Origin of the sequence: Mycolicibacter arupensis (genome assembly GCF_002086515.1) — a bacterium.
Taxonomy (GTDB): Bacteria; Actinomycetota; Actinomycetes; order Mycobacteriales; family Mycobacteriaceae; genus Mycobacterium; species Mycobacterium arupense.
In genome coordinates this window covers 216004-230229 of sequence record NZ_MVHH01000001.1, presented here as the reverse complement: position 1 = coordinate 230229, position 14226 = coordinate 216004, and the positions used below count along the sequence as shown (strand labels likewise).

Here is a 14226-nt window from a genome sequence, read left to right as displayed (position 1 = left end):
GGGCCGGTGCCGCGGGTACCCGAAAGCGCATGAGCGATACCGATGAAGGAGTCGATCGCCGGCGAACGACGCATCCGCGCGCCGGATTGGTGTTCAAAGACCGCCGCGAACTGCCGGGGCTGGCCATGCTGGTGCTGGCCGCGTTGGCATTGGTGGGCTTTATGAGCGCGGCGGCGCTACACGACGCCAGCTGGACGCTGGGCTTCGGGATCGCGGTCCTAGCCCTGGCAATCGGCGGCGTCGCATGGCTTTTCGTCGGCCGTAGCCGGACCGTTCGCGAAGGCCGTCGCCGGGGTCAGTCCTAGCGCTGCGACCGCGAATCGGCCCACCGCCTCAGCTCCGGTGCGGCCTGCCTCGGCGTGGCCCGGCCGGTGCCGCACACCGAGTTCACCGGAACCTGGGTTCAGCGCCACCTCCGCCAAGAGCTCGCCGGTGGTCGGCTCGCAGACTGCCCATAAATATCGCCAGTCCTCGGCCCAGCCGGCTTCGGCCTTGGCGACGTAGTCCGGATCTGTCTCCCCGAGGTCGGCCAGGCTGGGGCGGTCATCGACCCGATCGTCGGCCCGTGGCATCCGCAGATACCACGGGCCGGCGTTGATCTCGACGGGTTCTATGGGACCGTTACTTGATCTCGCAGAGCACGGTGCCCTGGGTGATCGCCGAGCCCGCCTCAGCGGACAGCCCGGTGATGACACCGTCCTTGTGCGCGGTGACCGGGTTCTCCATCTTCATGGCTTCGAGGACAACGACCAGGTCACCAGCGGCGACCTCCTGGCCCTCCTCGACGGCCACCTTGACCACGGTGCCCTGCATGGGCGCCGTCACGGCGTCGCCGGATGCTGCTGCACCGCCGTGCGCGCCACGCTTGCGGGCCTTGGGCTTCTTGCGGATCGCGCCGGCGGCACCGCCGCCGCCCAGGGCCAGATCGCCCGGCAGGGACACCTCCAGCCGGCGACCGCCGACCTCGACGACCACCTTCTGCCGCGGCGCGGCGTCGTCCTCGTCGAGAGGCTCACCGCCGGTGAAGGGCTCGATGTTGTTCTCGAACTCGGTCTCGATCCAGCGGGTGTGGACGGTGAAGCCGTTCTCGTCGCCGACGAACGCCGGGTCGCGCACCACCACACGGTCGAACGGGATGACCGTGGCCAGCCCCTCCACGTGGAACTCGTCCAGGGCGCGCCGGGCGCGCTCCAAGGCCTCGCTCCGGGTCGCGCCGGTGACGATCAGCTTGGCCAGCATCGAGTCGAACTGACCGCCGATCACCGAACCGGTCTCCACGCCGGAGTCCATTCGGATGCCGGGGCCGGTCGGCGGGTCGAAGCGGGTCACCGGTCCGGGCGCGGGCAGGAAGCCGCGGCCGGCGTCCTCGCCGTTGATGCGGAACTCGATGGAGTGACCGCGCGGCGCCGGGTCTTCGGTGATGTCCAGGGCCTCACCGTTGGCGATCCGGAACTGCTCACGGACCAGGTCGATACCCGAGGTCTCCTCGGTGACCGGGTGTTCCACCTGCAGTCGGGTGTTGACCTCCAGGAAGCTGATCAGCCCGTCCTGGCCGACCAGGTACTCCACGGTGCCTGCGCCGTAGTAGCCGGCCTCCTTGCAGATCCGCTTGGCGGACTCGTGGATCTCCTTGCGCTGCGCGTCGGTCAGGAACGGCGCCGGGGCCTCCTCGACCAGCTTCTGGAAGCGGCGCTGCAGCGAGCAGTCGCGGGTACCCGCGACCACGACGTTTCCGTGCTGGTCGGCAATGACCTGGGCCTCGACGTGGCGCGGCTTGTCCAGGTAACGCTCCACGAAGCACTCGCCACGGCCGAAGGCGGCAATGGCCTCGCGGGTGGCCGACTCGAACAGCTCGGGGATCTCCTCGAGGGTGCGGGCCACCTTCATGCCGCGACCACCGCCGCCGAACGCGGCCTTGATCGCCACCGGGACGCCGTACTCCTTGGCGAAGGCCACCACCTCGTCGGCGTCCTTGACCGGGTCCGGGGTGCCGGGCACCAACGGGGCCTTGGCGCGGGCAGCGATGTGGCGTGCGGTGACCTTGTCGCCGAGGTCGCGGATCGACTGCGGGCTCGGCCCGATCCAGATCAGCCCGGCGTCGAGCACGGCCTGGGCGAAGTCGGCGTTCTCCGAAAGGAAGCCGTAGCCCGGGTGGATGGCGTTAGCGCCCGACTGGGCCGCGGCGTCGAGGATCTTCTCGAACACCAGGTACGACTCGGCGGAGGTCTGCCCACCCAGGGCGAAGGCCTCATCGGCAAGCCGGACGTGCGGTGCGTCGGCGTCGGGTTCGGCGTACACGGCCACGCTGGCCAATCCGGCATCACGCGCGGCGCGGATCACCCGGACTGCGATCTCTCCGCGGTTGGCGACGAGCACCTTGGAGATCTTCGAGCTGGCATGGTTCGCCACTGGCCCTCCTGATGGCATGTTTAAGAAAGGTCTTTAAGAATCTAGCTTCAGGCAGTGTAAGGCGCGACCGCTGAACGAGTTCCAGGTGCCCCTTATGCGGCGCGTAAATGCCGCTTGATGCGCGTCAACATGGCCGACATTCCCCGCAGTCGCAGCGGGCTGATCAGCGCGGCCAGGCCCAGCTGGGATGCGAAGTCCTCCGGCACGCCCAAGATGACATCGGCGGGCTGGCCGTCAAGGCCGGCGGCCCAGATCGATGCGAAGCCACGCGTCGTCGGCGCCTCGGGCGGCGCGCTGAAGTACAGCCGCACTCGTTCTCGGTCCGTAGCGTCGACATGCAGGAACAACGGCGACTGGCACTCCGGTACCGGCTCCATGGCCGATTCGGCCAGGTCGTCGGGCAGTGCGGGCAGTTCGTCGGCGAATTCGATCAACAGTCGCAGCTTGTCCTGGCCCTCGACTTCGGCGAAGTCGGACGCCACCTGCGCCAATCCCTCCGGGAGGCCCATCAGCTGTTCGCGGCCCCGGCGAGCTGTCCGGGGTCGGGACCGTCGACGATCGGCACGCGAACCGTGTTGCCCCACTCTGTCCACGAACCGTCGTAGTTGCGAACGTTGTCCAGCCCGAGCAGATGGGTCAACACGAACCAGGTGTGGCTGGAGCGTTCCCCGATGCGGCAGTAAGCGATCGGCTTGTCGCCGGGCTGGAGAAACCCGTAGAGCGCCTCAAGTTCCTCGCGCTTGCGGAAGCGGCCGGCATCGTCGGCTGCCCGGCTCCAGGGGACCGACACCGCGGTGGGGATGTGGCCCCCGCGCAGCACACCCTCCTCCGGGTATTCCGGCATGTGAGTGCGCTCGCCGGTGTACTCCTGTGGAGAGCGAACGTCGATCAACGGCACCTGGCCGATACTGGCCAGCACGTCGTCCTTGTAGGCCCGGATGGGGGCGTCGTTGCGCTGGACGACGGGGTAGCCGGTCGTGGTCTTCGACGGCACATCCAGCGTGGTCTCACGGCCCGAGGACACCCACAGGTCGCGCCCGCCGTCGAGCAGCCGCACGTCTTCGTGGCCGAACAGGGTGAACACCCACAGCGCATAGGCGGCCCACCAGTTGGACTTGTCGCCGTAGATGACGACGGTGTCGTCGCGGGAGATGCCTTTGCGGTTCATCAGGTCGGCGAACTGCTCACCGGTGATGTAGTCGCGGACCGGGGAATCGTTGAGGTCGGTGACCCAGTCGATCTTGATGGCGGTGGGAATGTGGCCGATGTCGTAGAGCAACACGTCCTCGTCGGACTCCACCACGACGAGACCGGGCCTGCCCAGATTGCCCGCCAGCCAGTCGGCTGTCACGAGTCGTTCGGGGTGGGCGTAGGACTGAAGGGCGGGGGTGGGATCGGCAGGCACTGGCACGAAGCCGAGCCTACCGGTCGGTAACCGTTGCGCCACTTGTGCCGGGAAATCCGTTCGGCAAGCGCAGCCGCGCAGGGTCAGACGGGATTGGACTTCCACAGTGCGGCGACCGACAGGCCGGCCCGGCGCAGCAGGCGGCGCACCATCGGCAGGCTGATGCCGATGACGCTGGAGGGGTCTCCGTCGACGCCGTCGACGAACCAGCCACCCAGCCCGTCCAGGGTGAATCCACCGGCCACCCGCAGCGGCTCCCCGCTGGCCAGATAGGCCTCCAAGTCGTCGTCATCGGGCCGGCCGAACCGCACCGTGGTCACGGCCGATTCGCTGAGGCGATCAGTGATCTCGTTGTCACGCAACCGGATCAGGCTGTGTCCGGTGTAGAGCTGGCCGGAATTGCCGGCCATCTCGCGCCAGCGGATGCGGGCCTCGTCGACGGTGGGGGGCTTGCCGCACAGCTTGCCGGCCATGTAGAGCATCGAATCACAGCCGATCACAACGCAATCGGCGCTCACCGGTGCAGTGATGACGGAGGCAACCTGCTCGGCTTTGGCCACCGCCAATGCCTCGGTCACAACATCCGGGCCGGAGCCTGCGGGCAGGCCCGCCATCACGGCGTCCTCATCGACGCCGGAGACCACCACCAGCGGGTCGAGTCCGGCGCCGCGCAGCACCGCCAGGCGGCCTGAGGAGGCCGAGCCGAGGACCAGTCGCGTCACCGACGGGTCACCGGCGCATATGCGTGCGTTCCCGCAGAGTGATCAGCTGCCAGCTGAACACCGGAATCCGCAGCTTATCCACCGGGTGGCCCCACAGGTTGCGGTCCCGCGAACCGGTTTCGGCTCCCGCGCCGCCCGCGGTGCCGAGCACCGCGACCAGCGCCGCGATCTCCTCGTCGCTGGGGTTGCCCCGCAGCACCTTGATGTGTGGCTCGGTGGCCACCGGAGTTTCGTCGACCGCCGTGGTCGCTTCGGTCTCTTCGCTCACAAGCTCGCTCCGCTCTCGTGGCTCACAGGAGCTGCACTGCTCGCGTCACTCGCGTCGATCGCTGCGCTCCCTCCGCTCGTTCCGCTCACAGGGGAATGTTTCCGTGCTTCTTGGGCAGCGGCTGGACGATCTTGCGCTCCAGCAACCGCAGCGACGTCGCGATGTAGCCGCGGGTGTGCGACGGCGGGATGACCGCATCCACGTAGCCCCGTTCGGCGGCGACGTAGGGGTTGACCAACGTGTCCTCGTACTCCTGCTGGAGCTGCAGGCGAAGCGCGTCGACGTCGTCACCGCTCTTTGCGGCCTCGGTGAGCTGCTGACGGTAGACGAACCCGACCGCGCCGGAGGCGCCCATCACCGCGATCTGGGCGGTAGGCCAGGCCACATTGACGTCGGCGCCCATCTCCTTGGAACCCATCACGCAGTACGCGCCGCCGTAAGCCTTGCGGGTGATCACGGTGATCTTGGCGACCGTGGCCTCGCCGTAGGCGTAGAGCAGCTTGGCGCCGCGGCGGATGATCCCGTTGTACTCCTGCTCGGTGCCGGGCAGGAAGCCGGGCACGTCGACCAGCAGCACGATCGGGATGTTGAAGCAGTCGCAGGTCCTGATGAACCGGGCGGCCTTCTCGGAGGCGTTGATGTCCAGGCAGCCGGCGAACTGGGTCGGCTGGTTGGCCACGATGCCGACGGTGCGCCCCTCGATGCGGCCGAAGCCCACGATGATGTTCTGCGCGTAACCGGCCTGGACCTCGAGGAACTCGTCGTCGTCGAGGATCCGGGTGATGACCTCGTGCATGTCGTACGGCTGGTTGGGCGAGTCCGGGATCAGCGTGTCGAGCTCGATGTCCTCGGCGGTGAGGTTGTCCTCGATGGAACCCTCGGCGGCCGGCACCGGGAAGTGCGGCGGGTCGGCGTAGTTGTTCGGGGGCAGGTAGCTCAGCAGGTCGCGGACGTAGTCCAGCGCGTCCTGCTCGCCGGAGGCCACGTAGTGCGCGGTGCCTGACTTGCCCATGTGGGTGTGGGCGCCGCCCAGCTCCTCCTGGGTGACCTCCTCACCGGTGACGGTCTTGATCACGTCAGGACCGGTGATGAACATCTGGCTGGTCTGGTCGACCATCACGATGAAGTCGGTCAGGGCGGGGGAGTACACGTGACCGCCCGCGGCCGCACCCATGATCAGCGAGATCTGCGGGATCACGCCGGAGGCGCGGATGTTGTTGTGGAAGATCTTGCTGTACAGACCCAGCGAGACCACACCCTCTTGGATGCGGGCACCGGCGCCGTCGTTGATCCCGATCAACGGCCGGCCGGTCTTCATGGCCAGCTCCTGCACCTTGACGATCTTCTCGCCGTAGACCTCGCCGAGGCTGCCGCCGAACACCGTGGCGTCCTGGCTGAAGATGCAGACCTCGCGGCCGTCGATGGTGCCGTATCCGGTCACCACACCATCGCCCAGCGGGCGCTTGTCGGCCAGGCCGAAGTTGGTGCTGCGGTGCTTGGCCAGTGCGTCGAGCTCGACGAACGAGCCCTCGTCGAGCAGGGCGTAGACCCGTTCGCGCGCGGTCAGCTTGCCCTTGGCGTGCACCTTCTCCACGGCGGCCTCGCCGACCGGGTGCAGGGTCTCCTCGGTCCGACGCTTGAGGTCGGCGAGCTTGCCCGCGGTGGTGTGGATGTCGACGACATGCTCGGCTTGCGCCTCTACGTGGGCCTCACCGGAGTGCTCAGTAACACTGGTCATAAGAAACGATCTTAAAGTGTGGGCCAACGGATCGCCCGACCGGATCGGTTAGGCGAGTCACCTGCCCCGCGCCGGCTCCAGTCGGATCACCACGGCCTTGGATACCGGCGTGTTGGACTTGGCAGCGGTGTGGTCCAGCGGAACTAGCGGATTGGTCTCCGGGTAGTAAGCCGCCGCGTTGCCGACCGGTGTGGAGTAGGCCACCACCAGGAAATCGTCGGCGCGCCGCTCCTGCAACCGGCCGTCGGCGTCGCGCCACTCCGACACCAGGTCCACGCGGTCGCCGTCGGACAGCCCCAGTGCGCCGATGTCGGTGGGGTTGACGAACACCACCCGGCGGCCGCCCGTCACCCCGCGGTAGCGGTCATCGAGCCCGTAGATGGTGGTGTTGTACTGATCGTGGCTGCGCAGGGTCTGCAGCACCAGCCGCCCGGGCGGCGTCGGGACCCACTCCAGGGGATTGATCGCGAAGTTGGCCTTGCCTGTGTGCGTGGGGAATTCGCGGGCGTCACGCGGCGGATGGGGCAGCTGGAAGCCATCGGGTTGGCGGACCCGGCGGTTGTAGTCGGCGCAGCCGGGAACCACCGCCGCGATCGCATCGCGGACGCTGTCGTAGTCGGCGGCGAAGCGCTCCCAGGGCACCGGATGCTCCGGTCCGAGGACGGTGCGGGCCAGCTCGCAGACGATCTGCACTTCGCTGCGAACCTCGTCGCTGGGTGGGCGCAGACGGCCCCGTGACAGGTGCACCATCGACATCGAATCTTCCACCGACACCACTTCTTTGCGTCCGTTGCGGACGTCGCGGTCGGTGCGGCCCAGGGCCGGCAGGATCAGGGCGCTGCTGCCATGGATCAGGTGGCTGCGATTGAGCTTGGTGGACACCTGCACCGTCAGTGCACAGCGTCGCAGTGCGGCCTCGGTGACCGCGGTGTCCGGCGAGGCGGCCGCGAAGTTGCCGCCCATGGCCATGAACACCGTGGCTCGGCCGTCGCGCATCGCCCGGATGGCGTCCACCGTGTCATAGCCGTGTCGGCGCGGGCTCACGATGCCGAAGTGGCTATCCAAAGCGGCCAGGAACGATTCGGGCATCTGCTCGTAGATGCCCATCGTTCGATCGCCCTGAACATTGGAGTGCCCCCGCACCGGACAGACCCCGGCGCCGGGCTTGCCGATCATGCCGCGCAACAGCAACACGTTGGTGGCCTCGCCGATGGTGGCCACCGCGTGACGGTGCTGAGTCAGGCCCATCGCCCAGCACAACACCGTGCGCTGCGACGCCATCAGCATCTCGGCGACGCGGTGCAGCTGAGCCTGCCCGACTCCCGTCGCGGCGGCCACCACCTCCCAATCCACCTCGCGCGTGCGGCGGCGGTACTCGTCGAACCCGGCGCAATGCGCATCGACGAAGGCATGGTCGACCACGGTGCCGGGCGCGCGCTCCTCGGCTTCGAGCAACAGTCGGCCCAGTCCGGCGAACAGCGCCATGTCGCCGCCGAGACGGATCTGGACGAACTCGTCGGCGATCGGGACGCCGTGGCCGAGCACGCCATTGAGTTTCTGGGGATCCTTGAAGCGGATCAGTCCGGCCTCGGGCAGCGGATTGATGGCCACCACCTGTGCCCCGTTGGCCTTGGCCTTCTCCAGCACCGACAGCATTCGCGGGTGGTTGGTGCCGGGATTCTGGCCGGCGATCAGGATCAGGTCGGCGTGTTCGATGTCATCGACGGTGACCGAGCCCTTGCCGATCCCGATCGATTCGCCCAGCGCCTGCCCCGACGATTCGTGGCACATGTTGCTGCAGTCGGGGAGGTTGTTGGTGCCGAAACTGCGAACCATCAGCTGGTAGGCGAAGGCGGCTTCGTTACTGGTGCGACCCGAGGTGTAGAAAACCGCCTGGTCGGGGCTGTCCAGGGCCTGCAGCTCCGTGGCGATCATTCGATAGGCGCCGTCCCAGCTGATCGGCCGGTAGTGGTCATCGCCCGGGCGAAGCACCATCGGCTCGGTGAGGCGGCCCTGTTGGGACAGCCAGTACTCCGGTTTGTCCGACAGCTCGTCGATCGAATGACGGGCAAAGAAGTCCGGCCCGATGACGCGGCTGGTGGCCTCCTCCGCGACGGCCTTGGCGCCGTTCTCGCAGAATTCGGCGATCTTGCGCCCGCCGTGTTCCTCCGGCCACGCGCAGCCGGGGCAGTCGAACCCGTGCCGTTGATTCAGCCGCGCCCAGGCGGCACCGGTCCGCCACAGCCCCATCTGGCTCAGGCTGCGCTGCAGCGAGACCAGCACCGCTCGCATTCCGGCGGCTTCGCCCTTGCGCGGGGTGATGCGCACACCGTGCTCGTCGTAGTCGCTGTCAATGTCTGCACCGTCGGCGCGAAATCGGCCCATGATGATGCCAACCTAGAACGTGTGGTGCCGCTGCGGAACCCCGCCCGGTCGTAAGCTGACCGCCATGGACAGACCCGCGCTCGACGCCGCCGCGCTGCGCGCTGCGCTGATCGGTCCCACAGGCTGGCGTGCGGTGGATGTCGTGACCGAAACCGGCTCCACCAATGCCGACCTGCTGGCCCGCTCGGCACAGGGCGAGGACATCGACGGCGCGGTGCTGCTGGCTGAGCATCAGACGGCCGGTCGTGGGCGTCACGGTCGGCACTGGAGCGCGCCGCAGCGCAGCCAGCTCGCCCTGTCGGTGGGCGTCGCCGCGGACACCGTGCCGACTGCGGGCTGGGGTTGGCTGACGCTGGCGACCGGGGTCGCCGTGGCGGACGCGATCGCCGAGGTATCGGGCATCGAGGTCGGCCTGAAGTGGCCCAATGACGTTATGGCGGGCGACGGCAAGCTGGCCGGCATCCTGGCCGAGGTGGCCGCGCCGCAGCAGCGGATCGTGGTGGGGCTCGGTCTCAACGTGACCATGACCGCGCAGGAGGCCCCTGACCCAGCTGCCGTCTCCTTGGCGATGCTCGGATCCGCGGTGATCGACCGCACCGTCTGGGCCGGCGCGGTTCTGCGACACCTGGCGGATCGGATCGCGGCCTGGCGCGCGGCCGGTGGCGCCGATGCCGCGCTGGTGTCGGACTATCGGCGGCACAGCTGCACGCTGGGGGCTCAGGTCCGTGCCGACATCCCCGGAGGCCACCAGGTGATCGGGGTGGCCGAGGCCATCGATGACACGGGCCGCCTGGTCATCAACACCGGCGACACCACCGTCACGGTGTCGGCCGGTGACGTCACTCGGCTGCGGCGCAACGGCTAGGCGGCTGCAGTGGGTTACCCGGAGAACGTGCTGGCCGCGGACGAGCAGCTGGTGCTGCATCGCCATCCGCATGTCAAACGCCTGATTCTGCCGGTGCTGGCGCTGCTGCTGGCGACCGCCTTCGCCGCGTTCGCCGCCGGTTTCGTCAACCCGCGGGCCTGGGATCAGACCGCCAAGAACGTGGTGTTCGCGGTGATCGGGGTGATCTGGCTGGTGATCGTCGGCTGGCTTTCGGTCTGGCCGTTCCTGAGCTGGCTCACGACGCACTTCGTCGTCACCGACCGGCGGGTGATGTTCCGGCACGGTTTGCTGACCCGCAGCGGACTCGACATCGCCCTGTCCCGGATCAACAGTGTGGAGTTCGTCCACGGTTTCATCGACCGGATCCTGCGCACGGGGACGCTGATCATCGAGTCGGCGTCACAGGAGCCACTGGAGTTCTACGACATTCCTCGGGTAGAGCAGGTCCACACCCTGCTCTATCACGAGGTCTTCGACAGTCCGTCCGCTCGGGGCTGATGGCTCGGTGGGCGCCTGAACAGCGTCACCACGCCGGTGTCCGGGCCACCTTCCAAGACGTCCTCGATGGCCTCGGCCAGTGCACCGGTTTCCAGCGTTGCGTCCAGTGCGTTGGCGGTGCTGCGGGCGAACTCGTCGGGGAAAACCCAGCGGCGGAACGCCCAGAACCGGAACGCCATCTGTAGCAGGTTGCCGATGATGTACGCCGAGACGAAGTCCGAGAGATTCTCAACGGTCAACGACACCATGGGGACGCGCAGCCCGAGCACGTAGCTGGAGAACCACAGCGGCGCCATCGACAACAGCACGCCCACGCCGCTGACCCCGAAGAACAGCAGTGCCTCGTGGTGGCGCTCCCGGCCTCCGCGGTCCTTGAAGCTCCACTCCCGGTTGAGGATGTAGGAGGCGATCACCGCGACGATCCCGGAGATCACCTTGGCGGTGACGGGCTTGGGCGACAGGATCGTCAGCTTGAGGGTGTAGAACAGCGCCGAGTCGATGACGAAGGTGGTTGCGCCGACGATGGCGAACTTGATCAACTCGTGATGGCGTTCGGCCAGCGGACGGATCACCCGCGGCAGGCGGGCGATCGTGGCGTCGGTAAAAGACACAAGTTGCCAGTGTACGGACTCGGGCCCATCTGCGCCTAACGACTGCATAACGACCCCGTCGGGTCGACGTGACACGATATTGCCCGTGCCGAACCCCCCAACCGCCACGCCGCCAGACGGTGGACGCATTCCCTTGGTCGCCATGGTGGGAGGTGGCCAGCTGGCTCGCATGACCCATCAGGCGGCGATCGCGCTCGGACAACGTTTGCGGGTGCTGGCGGCTGCGGCCGACGAACCTGCCGCCCAGGTCACCCCGGACGTGGTGATCGGATCGCACACCGATCTCGATGACCTGCGCCGGGCCGCCGCCGGGGCCACGGTGCTCACCTTCGACCATGAGCACGTCCCGGGGGAGCTGCTCGACCAGCTGATCGCCGAGGGTGTCTCCGTGGCGCCGCCGCCGGCGGCGCTGCTGCACGCTCAGGACAAGCTGGTGATGCGCCGCAAGCTGGCGGCACTGGGGGCGCCGGTACCGCGGTTCGCCGCGATCGAGACCCCCGAGGATCTCGAGGAGTTCGCCGTGTTGACCGGCGGCCCCATGGTGGTCAAGGCGGTCCGGGGCGGCTACGACGGTCGCGGGGTGTCGCTCGTCGATGACCTCTCGGCCGCCCGTGCGGTGGTAGCCGAGTATCAGGGTGCCGGGGTGGCGGTCCTGGCCGAAGAGCGGGTCGTGATGCGCCGCGAATTATCGGCGCTGGTCGCCCGGTCACCGTTCGGTCAGGGCGCGGCCTGGCCGGTGGTCGAGACCGTCCAGGAGGACGGAATCTGTGTGACGGTGATTGCCCCGGCGCCAGATCTTTCCGACGAATCTGCTTTGGCCGCTCAACGATTGGCCCTGAACCTGGCGGACGAACTGGGTGTCGTCGGAGTGCTGGCCGTCGAGCTCTTCGAAACCGTCGCGGGAGAGCTGCTGGTCAACGAGTTGGCCATGCGGCCGCACAACTCGGGGCACTGGACCATGGACGGCGCAGTCACCAGTCAGTTCGAACAGCATCTTCGCGCGGTCCTGGACTATCCGCTCGGCGCCACCACGCCGGTGGCACCGGTGACCGTGATGGCCAATGTTCTGGGCGCCCCGCAGGCCCCGGCGATGACGATGGACGAGCGGCTGCACCACCTGTTCGCTCGGTATCCCGACGCCCGGGTCCACCTCTACGGCAAAGGTGAACGGCCGGGCCGCAAGATCGGCCACATCAACTTCCTCGGCGGGGACGTGAAGGACTCAGTGAAGCTGCGCGAGCGCGCCGAAGGCGCGGCACACTGGTTGTCGCACGGGCAGTGGCGTGCCGGCGACGAGGAGGAACGGCACTAAGTGACAAATGGATGGGATCCGCATGAGTGAGCACAAGCCCGGTCCCCGGGTCGGCGTGATCATGGGCAGTGATAGTGACTGGTCGGTGATGGAAGAGGCGGCGCTCGCGCTGGCCGAGTTCGACGTTCGGTTCGAGGTCGGCGTGGTCTCGGCGCACCGTACTCCGCAGCGCATGTTCGACTACGCCCGCGACGCCGCCGGTAGGGGCATCGAGGTGATCATTGCCGGGGCGGGCGGCGCCGCGCACCTGCCCGGCATGGTGGCTTCGGCCACACCGCTGCCCGTGATCGGGGTACCGGTCCCGCTCGCCCGGCTCGACGGCATGGATTCTTTGCTGTCGATCGTGCAGATGCCTGCAGGTGTTCCTGTGGCCACTGTTTCCATTGGCGGCGCCCGGAATGCCGGTTTGCTGGCAGTGCGTATTCTGGGATCGGCTGACGAGGTGTTGCGAGCCCGGATGGCGGATTTTCAGGTGCAGCTGGAGCAGAGCGTGCTTGCGAAGGACGCGATGCTTCAAGGTAAAGTTACCGGCGAGTAGCTTAGGAGGCTGTCATGGCTGGGTGGGCCGGAGATCCATCGTTTGACCTGTTCAAGCTCCCCGAGGAGCACGACGAGTTGCGGGCGGCCATCCGCGCGCTGGCGGAGAAGGAGATCGCTCCCCACGCCAAGGACGTCGACGAGCGGGCCCGGTTCCCCGAAGAGGCCTTGGCCGCGCTGAACGCCTCCGGATTCAACGCCGTACACGTCCCCGAGGCGTACGGCGGGCAGGGTGCCGACTCGGTGGCGGCCTGCATCGTGATCGAAGAGGTGGCCCGCGTCTGCGCCTCGTCGTCGCTGATCCCGGCGGTGAACAAGCTCGGCACCATGGGGCTGATCCTGGCGGGCTCGGAGGAACTCAAAGCCCAGGTGCTTCCTGGCCTGGCCGCCGGCGAGGTGATGGCCTCCTACGCGCTTTCCGAGCGCGAGGCCGGCAGCGACGCCGCGGCGATGCGCACCCGCGCCAAGGCCGACGGCGACGACTGGATCCTCAACGGCTCCAAATGCTGGATCACCAACGGCGGCAAGTCCAGTTGGTACACCGTGATGGCCGTGACCGACCCGGACCTGGACGCCAACGGCATCTCGGCGTTCATGGTCCACATCGACGACGAGGGATTCACCATCGGTCCCAAGGAGCACAAGCTCGGGATCAAGGGCTCGCCGACCACCGAGCTGTACTTCGAGAATTGCCGGATTCCCGGTGACCGGATCATCGGCGAGCCGGGGACCGGGTTCAAGACCGCGTTGCGCACGCTGGACCACACTCGTCCCACGATCGGTGCTCAGGCCGTGGGTATCGCTCAGGGCGCGCTGGACGCGGCCATCGAATACACCAAGGACCGCAAGCAGTTCGGAAAGAACATCAGCACCTTCCAGGGTGTGCAGTTCATGCTGGCCGACATGGCGATGAAGCTGGAGGCCGCGCGGCTGATGGTGTACTCGGCGGCGGCTCGCGCCGAGCGGGGTGAGACGGGCCTGGGCTTCATCTCCGCGGCGTCGAAGTGCTTCGCCTCCGATGTCGCCATGGAGGTCACCACCGATGCGGTGCAGTTGTTCGGCGGGGCCGGCTACACCACCGACTTCCCGGTCGAGCGAATGATGCGTGACGCCAAGATCACCCAGATCTATGAGGGCACCAATCAGATCCAGCGTGTCGTGATGAGCCGGCACCTCCTGCGCTGACGCCCAGGCGATGACCGCGCGACTCGACACCATCCGCACGGCGCGGCATGGGTTCGTCGACACCGTCGAAGGGCTCACCGAAGCCGAGTTCGACCACGGCACCACGTTGTGCTCGGCCTGGGCGCCGCGTGACGTGCTGGCCCACCTGATCGGCACCGCCGAGGCGCTGGGGCTGTGGCTGGGCGGTCGCACCGTCTCCGATGTGCAGATCGGCTGATATCGGTCACGCGCATCGGCGAACTGCCCACCCCCGCAGCCCTAAGATTGGCA

Annotated in this window: 16 protein-coding genes; 7 read left to right on the top strand and 9 right to left on the bottom strand. The window is 67.8% G+C overall.

The genetic code is table 11. The features are described 5' to 3' along the window. Nucleotides 1–29 precede the first annotated feature (29 nt). Nucleotides 30–305 carry a hypothetical protein gene (locus tag BST15_RS21980; protein WP_157861718.1) on the top strand — a complete coding sequence of 92 codons (276 nt, stop codon included), beginning with the start codon at nucleotides 30–32 and terminating at the stop codon, nucleotides 303–305. On the opposite strand, the gene BST15_RS22475 is transcribed toward BST15_RS21980, so the two are convergent. The 8 genes from BST15_RS22475 to BST15_RS01035 all read right to left on the bottom strand — a co-directional run bounded on the left by BST15_RS22475 (nucleotide 219) and on the right by BST15_RS01035 (nucleotide 8927). Continuing rightward, nucleotides 219–614: a hypothetical protein gene (locus BST15_RS22475; protein WP_046188756.1), complete on the bottom strand. Its 396-nt coding sequence runs from the start codon at nucleotides 612–614 to the stop codon at nucleotides 219–221. The two genes, BST15_RS21980 and BST15_RS22475, sit on opposite strands and share 87 nt — an antisense overlap. A gap of 7 nt (nucleotides 615–621) precedes the next feature. Then, entirely contained in the window at nucleotides 622–2409 is a 1788-nt protein-coding gene (locus tag BST15_RS01065; protein ID WP_046188722.1) for an acetyl/propionyl/methylcrotonyl-CoA carboxylase subunit alpha, read from the bottom strand. Between the two features lie 92 nt (nucleotides 2410–2501). Next, nucleotides 2502–2918, bottom strand: a complete 417-nt coding sequence (locus tag BST15_RS01060; RefSeq protein ID WP_046188723.1) for a SufE family protein — start codon at nucleotides 2916–2918, stop codon at nucleotides 2502–2504. Next, nucleotides 2918–3820 carry a sulfurtransferase gene (locus BST15_RS01055; RefSeq protein WP_046188724.1) on the bottom strand — a complete coding sequence of 301 codons (903 nt, stop codon included), beginning with the start codon at nucleotides 3818–3820 and terminating at the stop codon, nucleotides 2918–2920. Before BST15_RS01055 ends, BST15_RS01060 begins: the two co-directional genes overlap by 1 nt. Before the next feature lie 77 nt (nucleotides 3821–3897). Continuing rightward, nucleotides 3898–4536, bottom strand: coding sequence for a Maf family protein (locus BST15_RS01050; protein ID WP_046188725.1), 639 nt, complete (start codon nucleotides 4534–4536; stop codon nucleotides 3898–3900). Nucleotides 4537–4543: 7 nt separating this feature from the next. Continuing rightward, a complete protein-coding gene (locus BST15_RS01045) occupies nucleotides 4544–4804 on the bottom strand; it encodes an acyl-CoA carboxylase subunit epsilon (RefSeq protein WP_046188726.1) in 261 nt (86 codons plus the stop codon). Nucleotides 4805–4889: 85 nt separating this feature from the next. After that, nucleotides 4890–6542 carry an acyl-CoA carboxylase subunit beta gene (locus BST15_RS01040; RefSeq protein ID WP_046188727.1) on the bottom strand — a complete coding sequence of 551 codons (1653 nt, stop codon included), beginning with the start codon at nucleotides 6540–6542 and terminating at the stop codon, nucleotides 4890–4892. A 57-nt stretch (nucleotides 6543–6599) separates the two neighbouring features. After that, nucleotides 6600–8927, bottom strand: a complete 2328-nt coding sequence (locus tag BST15_RS01035; protein ID WP_046188728.1) for an FdhF/YdeP family oxidoreductase — start codon at nucleotides 8925–8927, stop codon at nucleotides 6600–6602. A 64-nt stretch (nucleotides 8928–8991) separates the two neighbouring features. Between BST15_RS01035 and BST15_RS01030 the strand changes: the two genes are divergently transcribed. Both BST15_RS01030 and BST15_RS01025 read left to right on the top strand, forming a co-directional pair. Continuing rightward, nucleotides 8992–9792 carry a biotin--[acetyl-CoA-carboxylase] ligase gene (locus BST15_RS01030; RefSeq protein ID WP_046188729.1) on the top strand — a complete coding sequence of 267 codons (801 nt, stop codon included), beginning with the start codon at nucleotides 8992–8994 and terminating at the stop codon, nucleotides 9790–9792. 9 nt (nucleotides 9793–9801) lie between these two features. Further along, nucleotides 9802–10311, top strand: a complete 510-nt coding sequence (locus BST15_RS01025; protein ID WP_046188730.1) for a PH domain-containing protein — start codon at nucleotides 9802–9804, stop codon at nucleotides 10309–10311. On the opposite strand, the gene BST15_RS01020 is transcribed toward BST15_RS01025, so the two are convergent. After that, nucleotides 10275–10922 carry a GtrA family protein gene (locus tag BST15_RS01020; RefSeq protein ID WP_046188731.1) on the bottom strand — a complete coding sequence of 216 codons (648 nt, stop codon included), beginning with the start codon at nucleotides 10920–10922 and terminating at the stop codon, nucleotides 10275–10277. The two genes, BST15_RS01025 and BST15_RS01020, sit on opposite strands and share 37 nt — an antisense overlap. An 85-nt stretch (nucleotides 10923–11007) precedes the next feature. On the opposite strand from BST15_RS01020, the gene BST15_RS01015 reads away from it, so the two are divergent. Genes BST15_RS01015 through BST15_RS01000 form a run of 4 tightly spaced genes read left to right on the top strand, consistent with a single transcriptional unit; the run spans nucleotide 11008 to nucleotide 14173 of the window. After that, on the top strand, nucleotides 11008–12234 hold the full coding sequence (locus BST15_RS01015) for a 5-(carboxyamino)imidazole ribonucleotide synthase (RefSeq protein WP_264002414.1): 1227 nt from the start codon (nucleotides 11008–11010) through the stop codon (nucleotides 12232–12234). 22 nt (nucleotides 12235–12256) lie between these two features. Further along, entirely contained in the window at nucleotides 12257–12772 is a 516-nt protein-coding gene (gene purE / locus BST15_RS01010; protein ID WP_046188757.1) for a 5-(carboxyamino)imidazole ribonucleotide mutase, read from the top strand. A gap of 14 nt (nucleotides 12773–12786) precedes the next feature. Beyond that, nucleotides 12787–13956, top strand: a complete 1170-nt coding sequence (locus BST15_RS01005) for an acyl-CoA dehydrogenase (RefSeq protein WP_046188733.1) — start codon at nucleotides 12787–12789, stop codon at nucleotides 13954–13956. Nucleotides 13957–13966: 10 nt separating this feature from the next. Beyond that, entirely contained in the window at nucleotides 13967–14173 is a 207-nt protein-coding gene (locus tag BST15_RS01000) for a maleylpyruvate isomerase N-terminal domain-containing protein (protein WP_046188734.1), read from the top strand. Nucleotides 14174–14226: the final 53 nt, after the last annotated feature.

What these genes read in the sequence shown, in the direction of transcription:
- BST15_RS21980 (WP_157861718.1), top strand. Translation starts at nt 30, where the DNA reads ATGAGCGATACCGATGAAGGAGTCGATCGCCGGCGAACGACGCATCCG.
- BST15_RS01060 (WP_046188723.1), bottom strand. Translation starts at nt 2,918, where the DNA reads ATGGGCCTCCCGGAGGGATTGGCGCAGGTGGCGTCCGACTTCGCCGAA.
- BST15_RS01040 (WP_046188727.1), bottom strand. Translation starts at nt 6,542, where the DNA reads ATGACCAGTGTTACTGAGCACTCCGGTGAGGCCCACGTAGAGGCGCAA.
- BST15_RS01035 (WP_046188728.1), bottom strand. Translation starts at nt 8,927, where the DNA reads ATGGGCCGATTTCGCGCCGACGGTGCAGACATTGACAGCGACTACGAC.
- BST15_RS01030 (WP_046188729.1), top strand. Translation starts at nt 8,992, where the DNA reads ATGGACAGACCCGCGCTCGACGCCGCCGCGCTGCGCGCTGCGCTGATC.
- purE (WP_046188757.1), top strand. Translation starts at nt 12,257, where the DNA reads ATGAGTGAGCACAAGCCCGGTCCCCGGGTCGGCGTGATCATGGGCAGT.
- BST15_RS01005 (WP_046188733.1), top strand. Translation starts at nt 12,787, where the DNA reads ATGGCTGGGTGGGCCGGAGATCCATCGTTTGACCTGTTCAAGCTCCCC.
- BST15_RS01000 (WP_046188734.1), top strand. Translation starts at nt 13,967, where the DNA reads ATGACCGCGCGACTCGACACCATCCGCACGGCGCGGCATGGGTTCGTC.